Origin of the sequence: Priestia megaterium, assembly GCF_041941685.1 — a bacterium.
In the GTDB taxonomy this organism is placed as follows: domain Bacteria; phylum Bacillota; class Bacilli; order Bacillales; family Bacillaceae_H; genus Priestia; species Priestia megaterium_C.
Window position 1 is genome coordinate 2,142,095 of the sequence record NZ_CP130958.1, and the last position, 17,117, is coordinate 2,159,211.

The 17,117-nt window shown below is 37.6% G+C and carries 22 protein-coding genes; 13 read left to right on the forward strand and 9 right to left on the reverse strand.

All coding sequences use genetic code 11. From position 1 onward, the window contains the following. Positions 1-13 precede the first annotated feature (13 nt). Positions 14-322, forward strand: a complete 309-nt coding sequence (locus Q5794_RS11000) for a hypothetical protein (RefSeq protein WP_374989088.1) — start codon at positions 14-16, stop codon at positions 320-322. A gap of 20 nt (positions 323-342) precedes the next feature. Here Q5794_RS11000 and Q5794_RS11005 read toward each other — a convergent pair whose 3' ends face one another. Beyond that, positions 343-891, reverse strand: coding sequence for a DUF4825 domain-containing protein (locus Q5794_RS11005; RefSeq protein WP_251034117.1), 549 nt, complete (start codon positions 889-891; stop codon positions 343-345). 80 nt (positions 892-971) lie between these two features. Then, on the reverse strand, positions 972-1,703 hold the full coding sequence (locus Q5794_RS11010; RefSeq protein ID WP_192997266.1) for a ZIP family metal transporter: 732 nt from the start codon (positions 1,701-1,703) through the stop codon (positions 972-974). 285 nt (positions 1,704-1,988) lie between these two features. Here Q5794_RS11010 and Q5794_RS11015 point away from each other — a divergent pair, with 285 nt between their 5' ends. Further along, positions 1,989-3,200: a cytochrome P450 gene (locus tag Q5794_RS11015; protein WP_374989089.1), complete on the forward strand. Its 1,212-nt coding sequence runs from the start codon at positions 1,989-1,991 to the stop codon at positions 3,198-3,200. Positions 3,201-3,229: 29 nt separating this feature from the next. On the opposite strand, the gene Q5794_RS11020 is transcribed toward Q5794_RS11015, so the two are convergent. Next, complete coding sequence (locus Q5794_RS11020; RefSeq protein ID WP_374989090.1) at positions 3,230-3,808, reverse strand: TIGR00730 family Rossman fold protein; 579 nt, start codon at positions 3,806-3,808, stop codon at positions 3,230-3,232. 309 nt (positions 3,809-4,117) lie between these two features. On the opposite strand from Q5794_RS11020, the gene Q5794_RS11025 reads away from it, so the two are divergent. From Q5794_RS11025 to Q5794_RS11035, 3 genes are all read left to right on the forward strand, one after another. Next, positions 4,118-5,449, forward strand: a complete 1,332-nt coding sequence (locus Q5794_RS11025) for an NAD-dependent malic enzyme (RefSeq protein WP_374989091.1) — start codon at positions 4,118-4,120, stop codon at positions 5,447-5,449. A gap of 136 nt (positions 5,450-5,585) precedes the next feature. Then, entirely contained in the window at positions 5,586-6,068 is a 483-nt protein-coding gene (locus Q5794_RS11030; protein ID WP_192997270.1) for a PH domain-containing protein, read from the forward strand. Then, positions 6,061-7,338, forward strand: a complete 1,278-nt coding sequence (locus tag Q5794_RS11035; RefSeq protein WP_374989092.1) for a PH domain-containing protein — start codon at positions 6,061-6,063, stop codon at positions 7,336-7,338. Before Q5794_RS11030 ends, Q5794_RS11035 begins: the two co-directional genes overlap by 8 nt. 135 nt (positions 7,339-7,473) lie before the next feature. Here Q5794_RS11035 and Q5794_RS11040 read toward each other — a convergent pair whose 3' ends face one another. Next, entirely contained in the window at positions 7,474-8,832 is a 1,359-nt protein-coding gene (locus Q5794_RS11040; protein WP_374989093.1) for a D-serine ammonia-lyase, read from the reverse strand. A gap of 170 nt (positions 8,833-9,002) precedes the next feature. Here Q5794_RS11040 and Q5794_RS11045 point away from each other — a divergent pair, with 170 nt between their 5' ends. After that, positions 9,003-9,212 carry a cysteine-rich CWC family protein gene (locus Q5794_RS11045; protein ID WP_192997273.1) on the forward strand — a complete coding sequence of 70 codons (210 nt, stop codon included), beginning with the start codon at positions 9,003-9,005 and terminating at the stop codon, positions 9,210-9,212. A gap of 1 nt (position 9,213) precedes the next feature. Next, complete coding sequence (locus tag Q5794_RS11050) at positions 9,214-10,152, forward strand: carbohydrate kinase family protein (RefSeq protein WP_214987137.1); 939 nt, start codon at positions 9,214-9,216, stop codon at positions 10,150-10,152. A gap of 24 nt (positions 10,153-10,176) precedes the next feature. Here the strand turns inward: Q5794_RS11050 and cyoE are convergent, their stop codons facing one another. Then, positions 10,177-11,094 (reverse strand): heme o synthase, encoded by a 918-nt coding sequence (cyoE, locus tag Q5794_RS11055; protein ID WP_013056789.1) that lies wholly within the window; start codon positions 11,092-11,094, stop codon positions 10,177-10,179. 388 nt (positions 11,095-11,482) lie between these two features. Here cyoE and Q5794_RS11060 point away from each other — a divergent pair, with 388 nt between their 5' ends. From Q5794_RS11060 to Q5794_RS11075, 4 genes are all read left to right on the forward strand, one after another. Beyond that, on the forward strand, positions 11,483-12,100 hold the full coding sequence (locus Q5794_RS11060) for a poly-gamma-glutamate hydrolase family protein (RefSeq protein WP_214987136.1): 618 nt from the start codon (positions 11,483-11,485) through the stop codon (positions 12,098-12,100). A gap of 95 nt (positions 12,101-12,195) precedes the next feature. Continuing rightward, positions 12,196-12,372 carry a hypothetical protein gene (locus Q5794_RS11065; RefSeq protein WP_214987135.1) on the forward strand — a complete coding sequence of 59 codons (177 nt, stop codon included), beginning with the start codon at positions 12,196-12,198 and terminating at the stop codon, positions 12,370-12,372. A 60-nt stretch (positions 12,373-12,432) separates the two neighbouring features. Further along, the gene (locus tag Q5794_RS11070; RefSeq protein WP_214987134.1) at positions 12,433-13,041 is read left to right on the forward strand and encodes a methyltransferase; all 609 of its coding nucleotides are present in this window, start codon (positions 12,433-12,435) and stop codon (positions 13,039-13,041) included. 523 nt (positions 13,042-13,564) lie between these two features. Continuing rightward, positions 13,565-13,999, forward strand: a complete 435-nt coding sequence (locus Q5794_RS11075) for a MerR family transcriptional regulator (RefSeq protein WP_013056794.1) — start codon at positions 13,565-13,567, stop codon at positions 13,997-13,999. Between the two features lie 60 nt (positions 14,000-14,059). On the opposite strand, the gene Q5794_RS11080 is transcribed toward Q5794_RS11075, so the two are convergent. From Q5794_RS11080 to Q5794_RS11090, 3 genes are all read right to left on the reverse strand, one after another. Next, complete coding sequence (locus Q5794_RS11080) at positions 14,060-14,272, reverse strand: hypothetical protein (RefSeq protein WP_192997279.1); 213 nt, start codon at positions 14,270-14,272, stop codon at positions 14,060-14,062. 129 nt (positions 14,273-14,401) lie between these two features. Continuing rightward, positions 14,402-14,548, reverse strand: coding sequence for a hypothetical protein (locus Q5794_RS11085; RefSeq protein ID WP_097823584.1), 147 nt, complete (start codon positions 14,546-14,548; stop codon positions 14,402-14,404). Between the two features lie 141 nt (positions 14,549-14,689). After that, a complete protein-coding gene (locus Q5794_RS11090) occupies positions 14,690-14,998 on the reverse strand; it encodes a flagellar hook-associated protein FlgK (protein WP_013056797.1) in 309 nt (102 codons plus the stop codon). 160 nt (positions 14,999-15,158) lie between these two features. Here Q5794_RS11090 and Q5794_RS11095 point away from each other — a divergent pair, with 160 nt between their 5' ends. Then, entirely contained in the window at positions 15,159-15,578 is a 420-nt protein-coding gene (locus Q5794_RS11095; protein ID WP_251034371.1) for a hypothetical protein, read from the forward strand. Between the two features lie 76 nt (positions 15,579-15,654). Then, the gene (locus Q5794_RS11100) at positions 15,655-15,834 is read left to right on the forward strand and encodes an H-type small acid-soluble spore protein (RefSeq protein WP_013056799.1); all 180 of its coding nucleotides are present in this window, start codon (positions 15,655-15,657) and stop codon (positions 15,832-15,834) included. 70 nt (positions 15,835-15,904) lie between these two features. On the opposite strand, the gene Q5794_RS11105 is transcribed toward Q5794_RS11100, so the two are convergent. After that, on the reverse strand, positions 15,905-16,975 hold the full coding sequence (locus tag Q5794_RS11105; RefSeq protein ID WP_374989094.1) for a DUF3900 domain-containing protein: 1,071 nt from the start codon (positions 16,973-16,975) through the stop codon (positions 15,905-15,907). Between the last annotated feature and the right edge of the window lie 142 nt (positions 16,976-17,117).

Sequence of the window (17,117 nt, forward strand, 5' to 3'; positions counted from 1 at the left end):
ATCGTTTATTGCGTTGAATGAAAAAAACGAAGAAGTTGGCTATCTGTTATTTCAAAAGAATTTTTCTTCCATAGGCATCGTGAATTCCGTTACTTTTTATCAAGTAGGCGTTAAGGAAAATATCTCAAATTCAGAGGACGTTCTCGGCTTTTTATTAGCAACCATTTTTAATATGTATGGACCAATTGCTTACAATACATATAATGTACCTGAAAAAAGAAATAGCTTACTCGTGAAAATGTTAAAATCATTTGGTTTTCAAGATTTATATACAGATGAAGGAATCAAACTTGAGCAGGTGTTTATGAAAAAACAACTTTAAAAAGCGGCCATGGGCCGCTTTTACTGCATTTCCGTAATTGGATGTGCATCATAAAATTCCTCGATTTTTTCTTGCTGTCCTTCGAATTTTTCTTTCCATACTTGTTTCACGTCATTATAATTCCCCAGATCTATTCCGTAGAAGTCTGTTAACTCTTTTCGAGTAATGGTGATTGTCTGAGGAACAGTCGTATTAATAGTAAAGTGAACGCTGTCAGCATTTTGTACGGCAGAAAGTAAGATGGTTGCGTTATGTAAAAGTATGCGTTTAGTTTTCACAGACGTCCAGCTTTTTTCAAACGTATGCTGATTATTTATTGCAGCGTAATTAATTGCTAAGTAATAAGGTTTTTGCGTATCTTGAAAGGTTATACCTTTTAAATAAACGTGTCCTGGAAGCTTATTTGTAATTTCCTCTACTGAAGCCTCATGTTTTGAAGAAGAAGTATGTTGAATAGAAGAAGCAGAGACTCTTTCGGCAGACAGATTATTATGAGGTGCATAAGCACACCCTGATAGGCAAGTGAGCACTGTGCAAAGTGTAAGAGAAGCATATATTTTTTTCATCATTGTAACTCCTTTTATTTATATCTACTTGTAAAGACGAAAGACCTATATATTTTGTTTCATACAAAATATAAGTTTATTCATTAAAAAGACAGATAATCCAAAATAATAGAAGTTAATAACCCTAATGAAGCAATAAAACCAATAACAGGACCACCTTCTTCAAAAGCTTCTGGCAACATCGTAGAAGCAACCATGGCTACAATTCCACCACCGGCGAATGAGGCAATAAAGCCCATCATGTTTGGGGTAGCATTTTGAAGAAATAGATATCCAATCCAAGAACAAAGAGCTGATATAAAGAAGACCGAAAGCCATAATGAAAAAATTTTCGTTTGCTTATATTGGCTTTTTAGTAGTCCGCTTGTCCCGGAGATTCCTTCGGGTATATTGCTGATAAAAATAGAGACAACAAGCAGCCAGCTAACGTGGTGCTGTTCAATCAAACTTGCGCCAATCATCAGTGACTCAGGTATAGCATCCATAATGGTACCAATAAAAATGGCTAGTCCCGAGCTAGCGGGGACAAGGTGGTCCGAACGTTTTCTTTTGTGAGCGCCTTTTTTAGCTAAGGATATGTCAAGAAGAGTAAAAAGTGCTGCGCCTGTTAAGAAACCTAAAGAAGAAGCAATAATTCCTGCTTCTTTTACCGAATCTTGAATGAGCTCGTAAGCAGCAGCTCCTAACAAAACGCCCGTGCCAAAAGCCATAATATAAGCAGTCAACTGTTTTTTTAAAGGTACAAAAATAGCTATAATAGCTCCAATTAATACAGCCGAGCCTGAGACACCACCCCACATAAGGGCATCTATCACATGAGATCCCTACTTTCTTGCGTACTTATTTGTAGTGTAACCATCTATGTAATTATTATGAAATAAGATAAATGAACTAAAAAAATGGAAAATAATCATTGATTTAGACCTTAAATAAAATAAGTCTTCTGTATAATTGACAAAATTTTCTGATTATGTCCGTTGAAAGTGAAAAAACCTTGTGATAGTCTGATCAAAAGATATAAAGATGAAAAAAATTCTTTTCACCTGTAGAAGATTAAAAAACTTAACGAGGTCACTTTTAAACGAAAGAAGGAATACGAGATGAATTCAAAAGCAGTAAAAAGAGAAAATCGCTATGCTAACTTGATTCCTATGCAAGAAATTAAATCAGTTGAACAGCAGCTTTATCCATTTGATATTTATAACAGTCTGCGTCAAGAGGCACCTATTCGTTACGATGAAAGCCGAAACTGCTGGGATGTATTTGATTATGAAACAGTAAAGTATATTTTAAAAAACCCATCGCTTTTTTCGTCCAAACGAGCAATGGAAGAGCGCCAAGAAAGTATTTTAATGATGGACCCTCCAAAACATACAAAGTTACGAAACTTAGTAAACAAAGCGTTTACGCCAAGAGCTATTCAGCACTTGGAGGGTCATATTGAAGAGATTGCAGATTATTTATTAAATGAAGTGAGCAGTAAAAAACAGTTTGATATAGTAGAAGACTTTGCTGGACCACTCCCGATTATTGTAATAGCAGAGCTGCTAGGAGTACCTATACAAGACCGAGCGCTGTTTAAAAAGTACTCTGATGATTTAGTGAGCGGTGCTGAAAATAATTCAGACGAAGCTTTTGCGAAAATGATGCAAAAGCGTAATGAAGGCGTGATTTTTTTACAAGGGTATTTTAAAGAAATTATCGCTGAGCGTCAGCAAAATAAACAAGAAGATCTCATTTCGCTTCTTTTAGAAGCAGAAATTGACGGCGAGCATTTAACAGAAGAGGAAGTACTGGGGTTTTGTATTTTATTGCTAGTAGCAGGTAATGAGACCACAACAAACTTAATTACGAACGGAGTTCGGTATATGACAGAAGACGTAGACGTGCAGAATGAAGTTCGTCAAGACATATCGCTAGTTCCGAACCTGGTGGAAGAAACTCTTCGCTATTATCCTCCTATTCAAGCGATTGGACGCATAGCTGCTCAAGATATAGAACTGGGAGAGTGTAAGATTAAAAAAGGAGAGCAGGTAATTAGCTGGGCAGCAAGTGCAAACAGAGATTCAGCTAAGTTTGAACGTCCCAATACTTTTGTCGTGCATCGTAAAACAAATCCTCACGTGAGCTTTGGGTTTGGCATCCATTTTTGCTTAGGGGCGCCGCTTGCAAGAATGGAAGGGAAAATTGCTTTTACTAAGTTACTAGAAAAAGGAGAATTTTCGAAAGTTCAAAATCAGTCTTTAAAGCCAATAGGCAGCCCTTTTGTTTTTGGCGTAAAAAAATATGAGATTACTTTTAATAAAGCTTAAAAAGTGAGCGCAAATTATGCGCTCGCTTTTTAGCATTCAGTGTTCCATTTTTGGTCTTCTGAAGGAGACGTGTAGGTGTCCATTGAAGAGATAAGCTGTTCAGGAGTATCAGAAATGTTGATGAGACGGATAGCAGAATCGGTAGAAAACCCCTCATCTACGGCATGCTGAACCATTTGCATAAGCGGGTTGTAGTAGCCGTTCACATTTAATAACCCCACTGGTTTTTTATGTATACCAATTTGAGCCCAGCAAAGAGCTTCAAACAACTCTTCAAATGTCCCAAAACCTCCAGGAAGCGCAATATAAGCATCAGCTAGCTCGTGCATAGTTGCCTTTCGCTCATGCATGCTCTCTACTTCGATGAGTTCTGTTAGCGCGGTATGAACAATTTCACCGCTAAATAAACCGCGGGGCATAATGCCGATAACTTCGCCTCCATGTTCAAGCATTTCATTTGCCACTTCTCCCATTAGTCCCATTCGTGAGCCTCCGTAAATCAGCCGGTAGTTTTCTTTGGCCATGTAACGTCCTAGCGATACCGCCGCTTCTCTATATTCCATTTTTATTCCAGCGCTTGATCCTGCAAACACACAAATTGATTTCAATTGATTCACTCCTTTATTTCTTCTCTATATAAGTCTTTTCTGTTTGTGAAGAACAAATTCCTTCTTAATGATTTATGAATTTTCACAATGTCATTGCTTGATTATTCTAAAAACTTTGCTTATAATCAAAGCGAAACGTCTGTTTGAAAGCGTTATCTATTGTTTTTCTTTTAATGGAAAAGACAGTACGTATAAATCTACTTGTAAGATAAGTAGATAACATGAACTTATAGAAAATTTGACCGTTTTAAACGCTTCATTTAGTAAGCATACGTACTTGCGGGATTAAGACAAGGGGGATATGGGGAAATGATGAACAATTTAATACGCACGTTAATGGTACAAACACCGACTGTACCGGGAAAGTTAGGAAGAGTAGCAACAGCCATTGGAAATGTTGGAGGAGATATTGGCGAAGTTGAAACTGTCAAAGTAGGACATAACTACACGATGAGAAGCATTACGGTTCAAGTAGAAAGTGAAGATCAGCTTGAAGAATTGCTTGAAGCGGTTCGCAGTTTAGAAGGTATTACTTTACATACAGTATCAGATGAAGTTCTTCATGCGCATGAAGGCGGCAAAATTCAAATGAAAAGCAAAATGAAAATTGAGTCAATTGCTGATTTAAGAAGAGTATATACCCCTGGTGTAGCAAACGTTTGCCGTGCTATTCAAGAGCAGCCCGACAAAGCGAAGATTTATACGAGCATTGGAAACACGGTTGCGATTGTAACAGATGGTACCGCTATACTAGGATTAGGAAATATTGGTCCAGTTGCAGGAATGCCCGTTATGGAAGGAAAAGCAGCATTATTTGATCAACTTGCCAATGTAAACGCTATCCCTATTTTGTTGAATGTAAATGAGCCGGAAGAAATCATTCAAACGGTTAAAAATATTTCACCGGGATTTGGCGGTATTTTACTAGAAGATATAGGGTCACCTCACTGCTTTGAAATTGAAGCACGTTTAAAAGAAGAGCTCGATATTCCAGTTATGCATGATGATCAGCACGGAACAGCGGTGGTGACACTAGCAGCAGCTATCTCAGCTTGCCGCAGCACGGGTGTGAATTTAAAAGAAGCTAAAGTAGGACAAATCGGCTTAGGAGCTGCCGGTATCGCTACATGCAGAATGTTCATGGCTTACGGTGTCGAACAAGTGATAGAAGCTGATAAGTCTCCCGAGGCGAATGAGCGCTTAGTTAACTACGGCGGAAAAGTAGCGGATTCGTTAGAAGAGCTTATGGAGAGCTGTGATATTGTCATTGCGACAACGGGTGTACCTGGCTTAATAAAAAAAGAATGGATCCGAAAAGGGCAAATCATCCTAGCGCTTTCCAATCCAAAGCCAGAAATCGAGCCTGAAGATGCCCTTGAAGCAGGAGCTATTTACGCCACTGACGGAAGATCAGTGAATAATGTACTTGGCTTCCCAGGTATTTTCAGAGGAGTATTAAATGCGGGAGTGCGCGATATTACCCACACGATGCTTGTTGCTGCAGCTGAAGCTATTGCAAATTCGACGCGTCCAGGTGATTTAGTTCCTCATCCTCTTAATCTGGCTGTACATGAAGCGGTATCTGAAGCAGTAGAAAGAGCCGCTGCTGTATACGGAGAGAAAGACAGCGTTTATCGATAAAACAAGGCTGCCTATGTTTAGGCGGTCTTGTTTTTTATCAAAAAATATTAAGAAAATAGCAAACTATGAAACTTTTTTCCTTTTTTAGCGTAATATAGTAATAGAACTAGTAAAAAAGGTAGAGAAAGGAGTTTTTATGGAGTTCGAACATTTAAAGGGCAAATTGCCCGTCGAGGCTAAAAAAGCAATGCGCTGGCAATCCATTTTTACGCATAGCCTGTGGCTTCTTGCAACAGCAGGTTATTTTCTACTCGTTCATTTTTTTGATTGGTGGTCAATCATTGGGTGGATATCCGTTGGACTATTAGTCGTTAGCTTTATTATATATACAATTATAGCTCCGAATGTATATATGAATGTGTATTCGTATGAAGTAACAGATACTCAAATTGATGTACAAAGAGGACTCTTCATCTGGTATCATACGAAAATTCCGCTTGTGAAAGTGCAGCACGTTGAAACGTTGACAGGGCCGATTTTTCGAAAATTTGACTTGGCATCTGTTAAAATCATCACAGCAGCTGGAAGTGTTGAAATTCCTGCACTCGGACAAAGAGATGCTGAAGCACTGCGGGAGTATATTGCTAGACTAGCAGAGGTAGATGATGAAGATGAGTAAGCGGCTGCATCCGTTATATATTGCAATTGCATTTATTGAACATATAAAAAACAATATTCTACCTTTTGTGTTTGTATTTATAGTCAATCGGCACTTATTGTTTACATACTGGTGGGCCACGCTATTAGCGGGAGGCGTAGTTGCTTTATTTGCTTTTTTTACTTGGAGAGAATTTCGCTATGAAGTAACGGAAACGGAAGTGCGTCTGTACAAAGGGATTTTTAAAAAAGAAAAACGATTTATTCAACGAAATCGCATTCAATCGATTCAGTTAGATCAGCCTTTTGTTTTTAGGATTCTTCGCTTAGCCCGGCTTCGTATCGACACGGCCAGCAGCGGTACGGATGCTGAAATTGATTTATCCGGCATTTCACTAAAAGAAGCACACTACCTTAAAGATACGTTAAAGCTGTCAGGAAGTCAGCCGGAAGTAAGAGAAAAAATTCCTGAACGAGCGATGAAAGTGTCGGTAAAACAGCTTGCGTTGGCTGCTGCGTTTTCCGGGAATTTCGGCTATATTTTTGCTGCTCTTGGTTTTCTTTATCAGTATATTGATACGTATATAAACCGCTGGGTCAAGACAGCTTACGAAGAAGTAATTCATCAATCAATGCTTGGTTTATTTGTATTAGTGGCTGTAATTGTGGCGCTTGCTTATTTGCTGTCTATCGTTTTATATGTGATACGATTTGGCGGTTTTACAGTAGAACGCTACGATCATTATCTACATATTAAATATGGACTGTTAAATAAGAAATCCCTTACGATTCCTTTTCATAAAATACAGGCTGTTACGATAGAGGAAGGGTTGGTTCGACGCTTATTTGGATGGTCTTCCGTTTCGTTAAATGTCGTAACCTCTGATTTAAAAGAAAAGGTCTATTTGCACCCGTTTATCCAACAAAAAGAGATTTCAGCATTAATGAACGTATATGTGCCGCACTATGAATATATAAAGTGTCCAAGAAATACAGCTATTCAATATGCATGGTACCCATTACTAGTACCGCTCTTGTTATTTGCAGCGGCAGGGATTGGCATCAGCTTTTGGAAATCAATGTTTGTGTGGATTATTGCTGTGCTGTGCCTTGCATATGTACTTATTCACTGGTTGGGCTATCGTCAAGGCGGCTTGATGATGAATGAGGTCTTTATCAGTATCCGGTCGCAGTTTTTAACACGAAAAACAACGATTATTAGAAGAAAAAAGTGGAAGAAATTGAAGTGTTTGCAGGCACCTTTTTATGGAAAAAAGGATACAGGAAAATAAAAATTGCAACTATGGGTACAAGCGGCAGCTATAAGTCGGGATACTTTCCATTTGAGATTTGGCATCCTATCTTTCTGAAAGCTACTTCGTCTAAAAAGGCATGAAGAACATCATTGTTCTACATGCCTTTTGACGTTATCTATTCATTAAATTTTTCCCTTGCTCGTAATAGCTATTCATCACCTCAACTGGCACCATACTGCCTCCAGTTGACCATACAAGGTGAGTAGCTTTTGACATATCGTTTTCTAGTTCTTGCGCTTGTATATAGGAAGACCCGCTTTCCATCAGGTGGAGAGGCCCTTGTAAACCAGCCGCTGCTGAAGGTTCTATATACATATTTTCACGATTGGCTAGCTCATAAATAAATCGGAAAAGCTGATCATCTTCTACGGTATAAATTCCGCTAATAAGCGATTTTATCGTTTCGCCTACAAAGCTAGATGGCCTCCCTACAGCTAGTCCATCGGCAGCTGTTACATTATCAAGTCCAATATCCGTAACGGAAATGCCATCATGCAGCTCGGTCATTAATCCAAGCAGCATGCAAGGAGAGTGAGTAGGTTCAGCAAAAAAGCAGTGAACGTGATCACCGTATATTGCTTTTAATCCAAACGTAATACCGCCAGGACCTCCGCCTACTCCGCAAGGTAAATAGACAAATAAAGGGTGTTCGGCGTCTACTTGAATCCGCAGCTCGGCTAGCTGCTTTTTCAAACGTAAAGCAGCGACGGAATAACCAAGAAATAAATCTCTAGACTGCTCATCGTCAATAAAATGACAGGCGGGGTCTGCTTCGGCTTGCTTTCGTCCTTCTTCCACGGCTTTTCCGTAGTCAGACTGATATTCAATAACGTTTACACCTTTAGAACGAAGCAGATCTTTTTTCCATTTTTTAGCGTCCGCTGACATATGGACGGTGACGTTAAAGCCGAGAGTAGCGCTCATAATACCAATGCTTAAACCTAAATTACCGGTAGATCCTACTGCAATAGAATAAAAAGAAAATAACTTTTTACATCGTTCTTCAGCTAGAAGAGCGTAGCTGTCTTCCTCGGTAAGCAGTCCTTCTTTGATAGCAAGACTTTCAGCAAATTTTAATACTTCATAAATGCCGCCTCTTGCTTTAATAGAACCTGATATGGGAAGATCATGATCGCATTTCATCAGTAATTTTCCTTGCAGCATGTTATTCATTTGTTGATTTAAATAGTCTTTCATGTATGCAATTTCTTGAAGAGGTGATTCAATGATTCCTTTTGATGCTTTCAGCTCCGGAAAAGCTATTTGAAGAAAAGAAGAAAAGCGAGAAAGTCGTTCTTTTGCATCTTTTATATCTTTGGTATGTAAAGAAAGTGAAGAAAGTGCTCCTTGAGCAGGTTTTATATAAGGATTTATCCAAAGTATTTCCTGTTTATTGATTAAAGGTGTTAATAAAGGATATTCATGCATCCATGTAGCAAGGGGTTTTTGGTGAAATAAATGTGTCGTCATAAAGGCTCCTTTCGCAATATGTTATTTCCTTTATATGTATAGTATCAAGAATAGAAGAAGTTGAAAACGAAAATATCAAAAAGCAAAAAGCAAAAAGCACAATTTAACCACCTCTTGTATACTAATAAAGATAATCTACACAATTGCATAGAAAAAAAGGAGGGGAATTCATGCCATTTTCAGGCGATGATAGCAGATGTCCTATCTGCGGAGAAAAAAATAACTGTGCTTCTGTACAAGGCAGAGAAATAGAAAAGTGTTGGTGCATGCAGAAAATTTTTACTCCTGAGCTGTTTAAACAAATTCCTTTAGAAAGCAGAGGAAAAGCGTGTGTATGTGTCAAATGCGTTGGGAGACAGAAGAAAGAAGGTGAGGATTAACTTGAAAAAAGGAATTATTTCATACGGTGAGGCATTTATTGATTATATTGCTAAAAACGAATTTAACACCAGCTTTGACCCTTTTTTAGGAGGCACAACCGTTAATGTAGCAGTTGGAGTTCAGAAGTTAGGAGCAAAAGCATATTATATCTGCAAGTTAGGCAGTGATGAAACAAGTGATTTTGTAAGAAAGAACCTTTTAATTGAAGGAGTGAATCAAAGCGGCTGTGTAATATCGGAGGCTAAAAAAGTTTGTGAAGTGTATGTACATAAAAGTAAAGAAGGAGATCGTTATTTTCATTCCTACATAGATTCTACACCTCATGAGCAAGTGTATAAACATGAGCTGCAGGAAGCTTTATTTGAGCAGGCAGCGATTTTTTATTTTGGATCAGGTACGTTGTTTCACCCGATTTCTCAGGAAACTACAAAAGAAGCTGTGAAGCTCGCAAAAAAACATCGTTTGCTTGTAGCGTTTGATCCAAATATTCGAATGAAAAGATGGGAAAATGAAGCAGCATGTAGAAATATCCTGACACCGTTTTTGTCCGAAACAGACATTTTGAAAATCTCTCAAGATGAGCTCCTATTTTTGATGAATTCAGCAGACCTGACAGAAAGCCTAGAAAAACTGAGAGCGTATCATATTCCGTACGTATGGGTCACTCAGGGAGAAAATGGCGCAGCAGCCGTTACTGCAAATCAAACGCTTCATGTGAGTGCAAAAGAAGTGCAGGCGATAGACACGACGGGAGCGGGTGATGCATTTATGGCAGGAATTTTATGGTGTGTTCACGAAAAAGGATTACCTGAAAGTGAGGAGTCACAGAAGCAGTACACAATCTTTGCTAACGCGTTAGGTGGAACAGTTTCGGCAAGGTACGGAGGAATAATTTCGCTTAAAGCAAAAGATGTATCTAGTATAAAAGCAGGTAGCTGATAGCTACCTGCTTTTGAACGTTTATTATTTAAAAAATGACAGTATAATCATAAGGGCAAAAATAATCGTAAGATGGTTCAATGAGAACACAAACATTAAAGTAGCCCATTTTGTATCTTCTAATTTTTTAAATCCAACAATCCCAAGAAGCATCCACACTAGTGTTAAACCGAACATTGTAAATGCGATAATTTTACTAAACGACAAAAATAAGAAAGATGCCGCTAGCAAAATAACTAGGTATACAAGCGTTTGGACTTTGGAACGACGGATACCTTTTACTACAGGAAGCATTGGGACACCTGCGGCTTTATATTCCTCAAGTCTTCTAATCGCAATAGCGTAGAAGTGAGGAGGCTGCCATAAAAACATAAATACAAACAATCCAATTGCTACCGGATGAAATAAGTCTGGTGAAATAGCGGCCCAGCCAATGATTGGAGGCATAGCTCCAGAAATACTTCCGACTTCGGTATTATAAATGGTTGTACGCTTTGTAAGCATAGTATAAGGCACTACATAAAAGAAAAATCCTAAAATACCCATAATGGCGGCCATGTTAGAAACTAAAAATAAAATACCTACACCAATAACAAATAAAGCCAGTCCTAACCATAGAGCAAATTTTGGGTTGACCGCTCCTGTTACCGTCGGTCTGTCTTTCGTACGTTTCATGATCGCATCAATATCACGGTCATAGAAGTTATTAACTGCCCCAGCTCCTCCTACGACAAAGGATGTCCCAATTAAAGCCAAAATAATGATAGGAATTTGTGTCACAAAGCTTAAGTCATTAACAGCAATTGCGAGACAAAGCCCAGCAACCATTCCTAGTGAGTTCGATTTAATAATCCCAGTTTTTATAATAGCACTGATTACTTCCCGGGAAAAATACTGATTGATAGGAAGTGATTCCTTTGTGATAACTTCGGTATTTTTCACAGCAATTCTCCTTTTTGAGCTTATTCTTGCATGAATAAACCTAATCTTTATTAATCAACTAAACTATTTTAACAAAAAAAAATCGTAATTACATCAAGGTTGCTCGTAAAATTTGTTAACATTCCTTGAACTTTTTAAAAAAACAAAGAAAAATGTCGGATTACCAATTAAAAATAAGTACATCCTTTATTATAAGATAAAAATGGAATGCTTAAAAATGAAAATTTTGACTATCTGGTGAACTTTTAACGAGCAAGAAACTCGAACTTAATCGTACCATATTTATTGGTAATTGCAATCACATAGTATGTGATGAAAGAAAAGATGTGGTACATTAAAGAAAGAACTAATAAGTTTGTTTACTATGTCTTATTCACAAGGAGGATATATGATGCCAGATAAATATGCTAGCTTCTCTGAACTTGCCTCTTATGAAGTATACAACCAGGACTATAAAATTCAATTTGAAATCAGACCTTCTAACATTATTATGCTCGCGATACACGGCGGAGGTATCGAAACTGGAACATCCGAACTTGCTGTTGGGCTAGCAGGAAACGAATACTCGTACTATATATTTGAAGGGTTAAAGAAAGCAGGGAATGCCGATCTTCATATCACATCCACTCATTTTGATGAACCTCATGCGCTAACTATTATATCGAAAGAAGACTATGCAGTATCTTTTCATGGATACAATGATAAAAGTGAAAAACACACTAAAATCGGCGGTGCTGACAAAGCGTTAAGGTCTAAGGTACATGAAGCGCTTGTTTCCAAAGGTTTTAGTGCAGAAATTTTATCAGATCAAGAACCTTTTTCCGGTACAAGCCCTAGAAATATAACCAATAAAACAGCTAGGCGGATGGGTGTGCAAATTGAGATAAGTAAAGCGCAAAGAGAAGCTTTTTTTGCAACTAATACGAGAAATGAACGTAAAAATTCGAAAACCCAGGAATTTTTTGAGTATATATCAGCTATTAGAAGTGCATTTCCTCTTAGATAAATCAGATACGTTTAGTATTTATTAAACAGGTTAGATTTATTACGGACATGTTTGTGGTATACATATAGTAACTACATATACTGGAGGAGATAATCATGAAAACATTTGACCAAGAGGATACATTAGAACTTCTTAAAGCCTCTTATCGATATTTAAAAAGCGTAGACGTACGGGGAATCAGCACATTAGATGATCAAAAACGAGCGGAAGCTGTGCAGTTAATCGAAGAGATTGGTCTTAAAATATCAGAAATGCGTGTGAAAGTAGAGTGAGAAAAAAGAGAAGGACATCTGTCCTTCTCTTTTTCAACAACTATAAACAGGAGATTGGCCATGAATGAGCAATATTATGACGCTTTATTAAATATAAAAACAACGGGAGAACAAAAGGGATTTAATAATTCATTTCATTACCATCGTTATGAACCCACGCCTTATAGTGCATTAGAAACACTTTTCACTCAGTATGAGCTAACAAGCAGCGATAGAATTGTCGACTTCGGGTGTGGAAAAGGAAGGCTAAATTTTTACGTGAACTACCTGTGCAATGCTACTGCTGTAGGGGTAGAAATGAACGAGCACTTTTATGAGCAGGCCATAGATAATCAGAGGCGCTATTTGAAAAAAGCCAAGGGCCGCAAAAATCATATTCATTTTCAGTGTTGTTTAGCTCAGGAATATAAGGTTCACCCACTAGACAACTGCTTTTATTTTTTTAATCCTTTTTCAGTTCAAATCTTTATCCAAGTAGTGAACAATATTTTGCTTTCGTGGGAAGAGAATAAGCGTGAGATTGATTTGATTTTATATTATAGTTCGGAGGATTATCTTCATCATCTCGAAAAACACCCTTCTTTCATTTTAAAAGAAGAAGTAATGCTGCCAGAGTTGGATCGTAAAAACCCATATGAACGGTTTTTGATTTATAAAGTAGCTTATTAAGATGACTTATTTACTGTTTGATAAAGCTGTATCGTGCCGGTTCTATTTAACAAATCAGCAGGAGGTGGAAAAATACCTGCTGATTTTATTTATAACTTTTTAGAAATTAAAGCATAACACTTTATTATGTAAGCGCTTTCTGTTATAATGAAATTAGGTTGGATAGCATGCGTGGCTATCGGTGTACTCAGCGCAGGCGGGGCTAGTACAGAAAGAGAAGGCTACATACAAGTTAATAAACATTTAGTGGATAGAAATAAGAACTCTCAAAAACAAATTTATTAATTTGTATGCTAAATCGTAAATTAACAAAAACGGCACTTATGATAAGGTTTTAGAGAAAAGAACCCAGCATATACTGTATAAGCAATTTTTTTACTCTAAAAAAGGGTAAAGAAATTGCTTATTTATTTTTAAATAAGTGCACAGCTGTTCAGATTTGTTTTGAGATATCTAGCGTTAGTGTATAATAGTAACAAGTATGAAAAGTTGACATTGTTAATTGATTAAAGGGGATTTAAAAATGAGTGAACTAAAAATAGATGATGTAGCGAAGCAAAGCGGTTTAACAAAACGTACAATTCGTTATTATGAACAAATTGGACTGATGCCAGCACCTCCAAGAAGTGAAGGTGGATTTCGTCTGTACACCGAAGAACATGTAGAATTTTTAAAGAAAATTACGAATGCCAAAGAAGTCATGGGCTTTTCACTTCAAGAATTACAGGAATTTCTTGCTTTAAGTGATACTCTTGAAATACAAAAGATGGATTATAGGCAAGTGAAAGGAACAAGTCAACAAAAAGAAAAGTTAGAGCAAGTGTTACATACGGTAGAAGAGCAGCTCAAGCTGATTGAACAGAAAAAGAAAAATATCTTAAAAGTAGAGTCTGACCTTCTGTCACTGAGAGATCGTGCTAAGACTGCAATTGTAAAATTTGAGCAGGAAGAATCATAAAAAGCAGGCGCATTCACCAGAAGAGTGCGTCTGCTTTTACGGTTTTTATAGGGCATTCATTTATGATTGTGAAGTGTTTTCTTCTAGCTGTACTCCTAAAAGAAGTAGAATAGCCTGTATCCCATCGGCTTTTCCACTGTGAAAGTTTCTTGTTTCAGCATCCAAAGCTTCATTTACAGATTCCATCATATTTGATTCGTACAAGTCTAAAATCAATTGTTTTCCTTCGGGACTCAAATGCAGCTGCCCGCGTTCCTTCATTTTAAACTTCAACTTCTTCAACTCCCTTTCCCATAATACTATTAGTATACAAAATTAATAACATTTACGTAAACGTTAATTTTTGTATGTGGACAGAAGAACGTATTGAGTATAGGTACTAAGTGAGGTGAGAGATACTGATTATCCTTTGCTTGTTTTAATGTTTGTCAGCTTATAGCTGCAAGCTGAGCATGTATAGATAACGTTTTGATTGGACTGAGCAGTTAAAACGGTAGCAAGCTCTTTTTGAGAATGACAGTTAGGACAAATAACAACAGGGGATTTCATGTGATTTTCTCCTTTTCTTTTTCATAGTCAAATTTTATTTTATGTAAAGTTTAATCAAATATCCTTTGTGCTATCAAAAACGACGGAAGACATGTAAAAAAGCATTCTCGCTCAAAAGAAACGGGAATGCTTAAGGTGAGTTTAAAATCCGTCCTGGCTTGCTGTAAATGGAATGTTAAGTCTTCTTTCTACATTGCGTAAGCGCTGATTTAATCTGTTTATACGGTCAGTATGTCGCTCCACAACTCGATTTAAACGAGTAATTTCTCTGACTTGCTCCTCATTTTGTCTCTCAAGGGCACGAATTCTTCGTTCAAATCCTCCAAGATTTTGAAGCTGCTGTCTTTCATCGTATTCTTCATGCTGTGGTACGTAAGGGGGATAATATTGTTGAACTGAGTAATCAACTTGCTGAGGAATGTATCCAGGGTTGAAATAATAAGGGTTCATTAGGGCATCGCTCCTTTTAAATAGTAATTTCAAATCAAACACGATATAACGTATGCGAAGATAAGAAAAATGCTATAGGCACATACCTAAAGACATTCTGTATTTAAAAAAGGAAAGTATTTTTAAAAGCGAAAAGGAGATAGCCGGTCCTTTCTTGAATATGCAAAATAGAAAAGCTTCTTTTTTAGACACTTTATTTAAGAAAGAGGGAAAGCGACCGATGGCTCAAGGGAAACAAAAACCAGCACCTAAAATAGAAGAATCAAAAGCTCCGCCTGCAAAGAAACAAAAGTCGAAGAGCCGGAGCACCAAAAAAGCGCAGCCTCCTACATCACCCTGGGTAAAAGCTGCTTCAGTTTTATCTAACATTGATTTCATTCGTTTGTTTCGAGTGCTGTTTCTTGCTTTAGTGGTTGCTTTTATTGTGTATCAATATATTTTACTCACAAAGGGAATCTTCATCAAAACATATGCGGTCCTTTGGCATCATCACAAAATGCTCTTGTTGGCCGGAGCTGCATTTATTACCTATACTTCTTTCGTTTTTTACCTTGGCTACCGCACCGCTAAAAAACGGTAGAACTGCTCTAGGGGGCGAATAGCATCTATTCTTTAAGCAAACCTTATATGTATATCAGCATAGAGGGGGAAGAAACGTGGACAAGCAGCGAGCAAAACAAATTGCTGATTCACCCGTTATGGCTAACGTTACGTATAACGATACGGCCGTTTATATTCAACATGTAAGCGAAGAAAATGACACGGTAAGAATTTATCCGCTAGGTCAGCCGGAGAATGAACAAAATGTTTCCGTGAGCCAATTAGTAGAGAATTAAGGTGGATAAATAGAGCTACTTTTTCAGTTAAATAAAAGCCAGAGAGCTGCATTGTGCTCTCTGGCTTTTATTATTCTTCCCATTTCTTACTGCTGATTTTCTCAATAATCCCGTGCAAATCACCCGGCTTATGAAACTCAATCGGAGAAGCGCCTTTTTCAAACAGAATCGATTCCGCTTCAATTAAAGCCAAGTAGCGTCCGTTCACTTTCGCTAAGTGAATATTTTCCCCGAAATCAGCTAACAGTCCTTTAATCTCTGTTTCGCCAAGCTTCATTTTAAGCTCGGCATCAGGCGTATGCTCGACGATATGAGCAGCAGCTTCCATGACTTGATGCGTATCTAAACGTTCTTGAAGCTCACGCTTTTCACTTGTTGCCCATAGTTCCATATCTGACTCAAACTGTTCGAGTTCTACGCTTTCCGCTTCAAACGTTTCGCTGACATGTTCACGCACCATATCCATCACTTGTGTTTTCATGATTTCAGGCATCGGCTCGTTATAGTCAATGAATTTTAAGAAGTCTTCAAAGTAACGGGCGTGTGACGCTTGGTGGATGACGAGTTCACTTTCTTCGACCATGCCTTCTTCAGGCATGTATGGGTATTGAATAGATTTCATGTTTTTAGTAGTAATCGCCATCTCTACGTGGCGAATAAGAGTTGATTCATCTGAAATTGAAGCCACTTTTGGTTCAAAGTCACATTTTAAAATAAACACAAAAGCATGATCAAAATATTTTCTTGGAACAGCAGATACAACTAAAAATGCTCCTCCTCGAACGGCTACAGTATCAAGGTACGCATTGATAAACTGCTCGCTGTTTTCTTCAAATTCTTCTTTGGTTGTGGCAAAACGAGTGCGGTGAAATAAATTATAATTAGGGTTTGAGTCGAGAGCGTGTCCTGGTTCAACTATAAAATACCCGAGCTTTGTAGGCACTTGTTCTGCTTTGGGGTGTCGTTCTACTTTGCGTTTTACAATTTTTTTAAATTCACCGTCTAAAAAATCTTTAATGGAACTTTCTTCATATTCTTCCGTATCAAGCGTTTGAAAATGCTTATATTGTTTAGAGGCTTGTTCTTCTTTTCCTTCTACTTGTATTACGTAAAATGATAAAAAATTAATTTTAAAATCCATAGCAGTCACCTTGTTTCTTTTTAGTCAGTTACTTCAGTATAAGAAAGAGTCCGGTAAGCGTCAATGCCTGTTAGCTTTAGGGGAAGAAGATCTATTTAAACAATTGATCAGCTGAGAAATAGTGTGTAAAGCAAAGAATAAG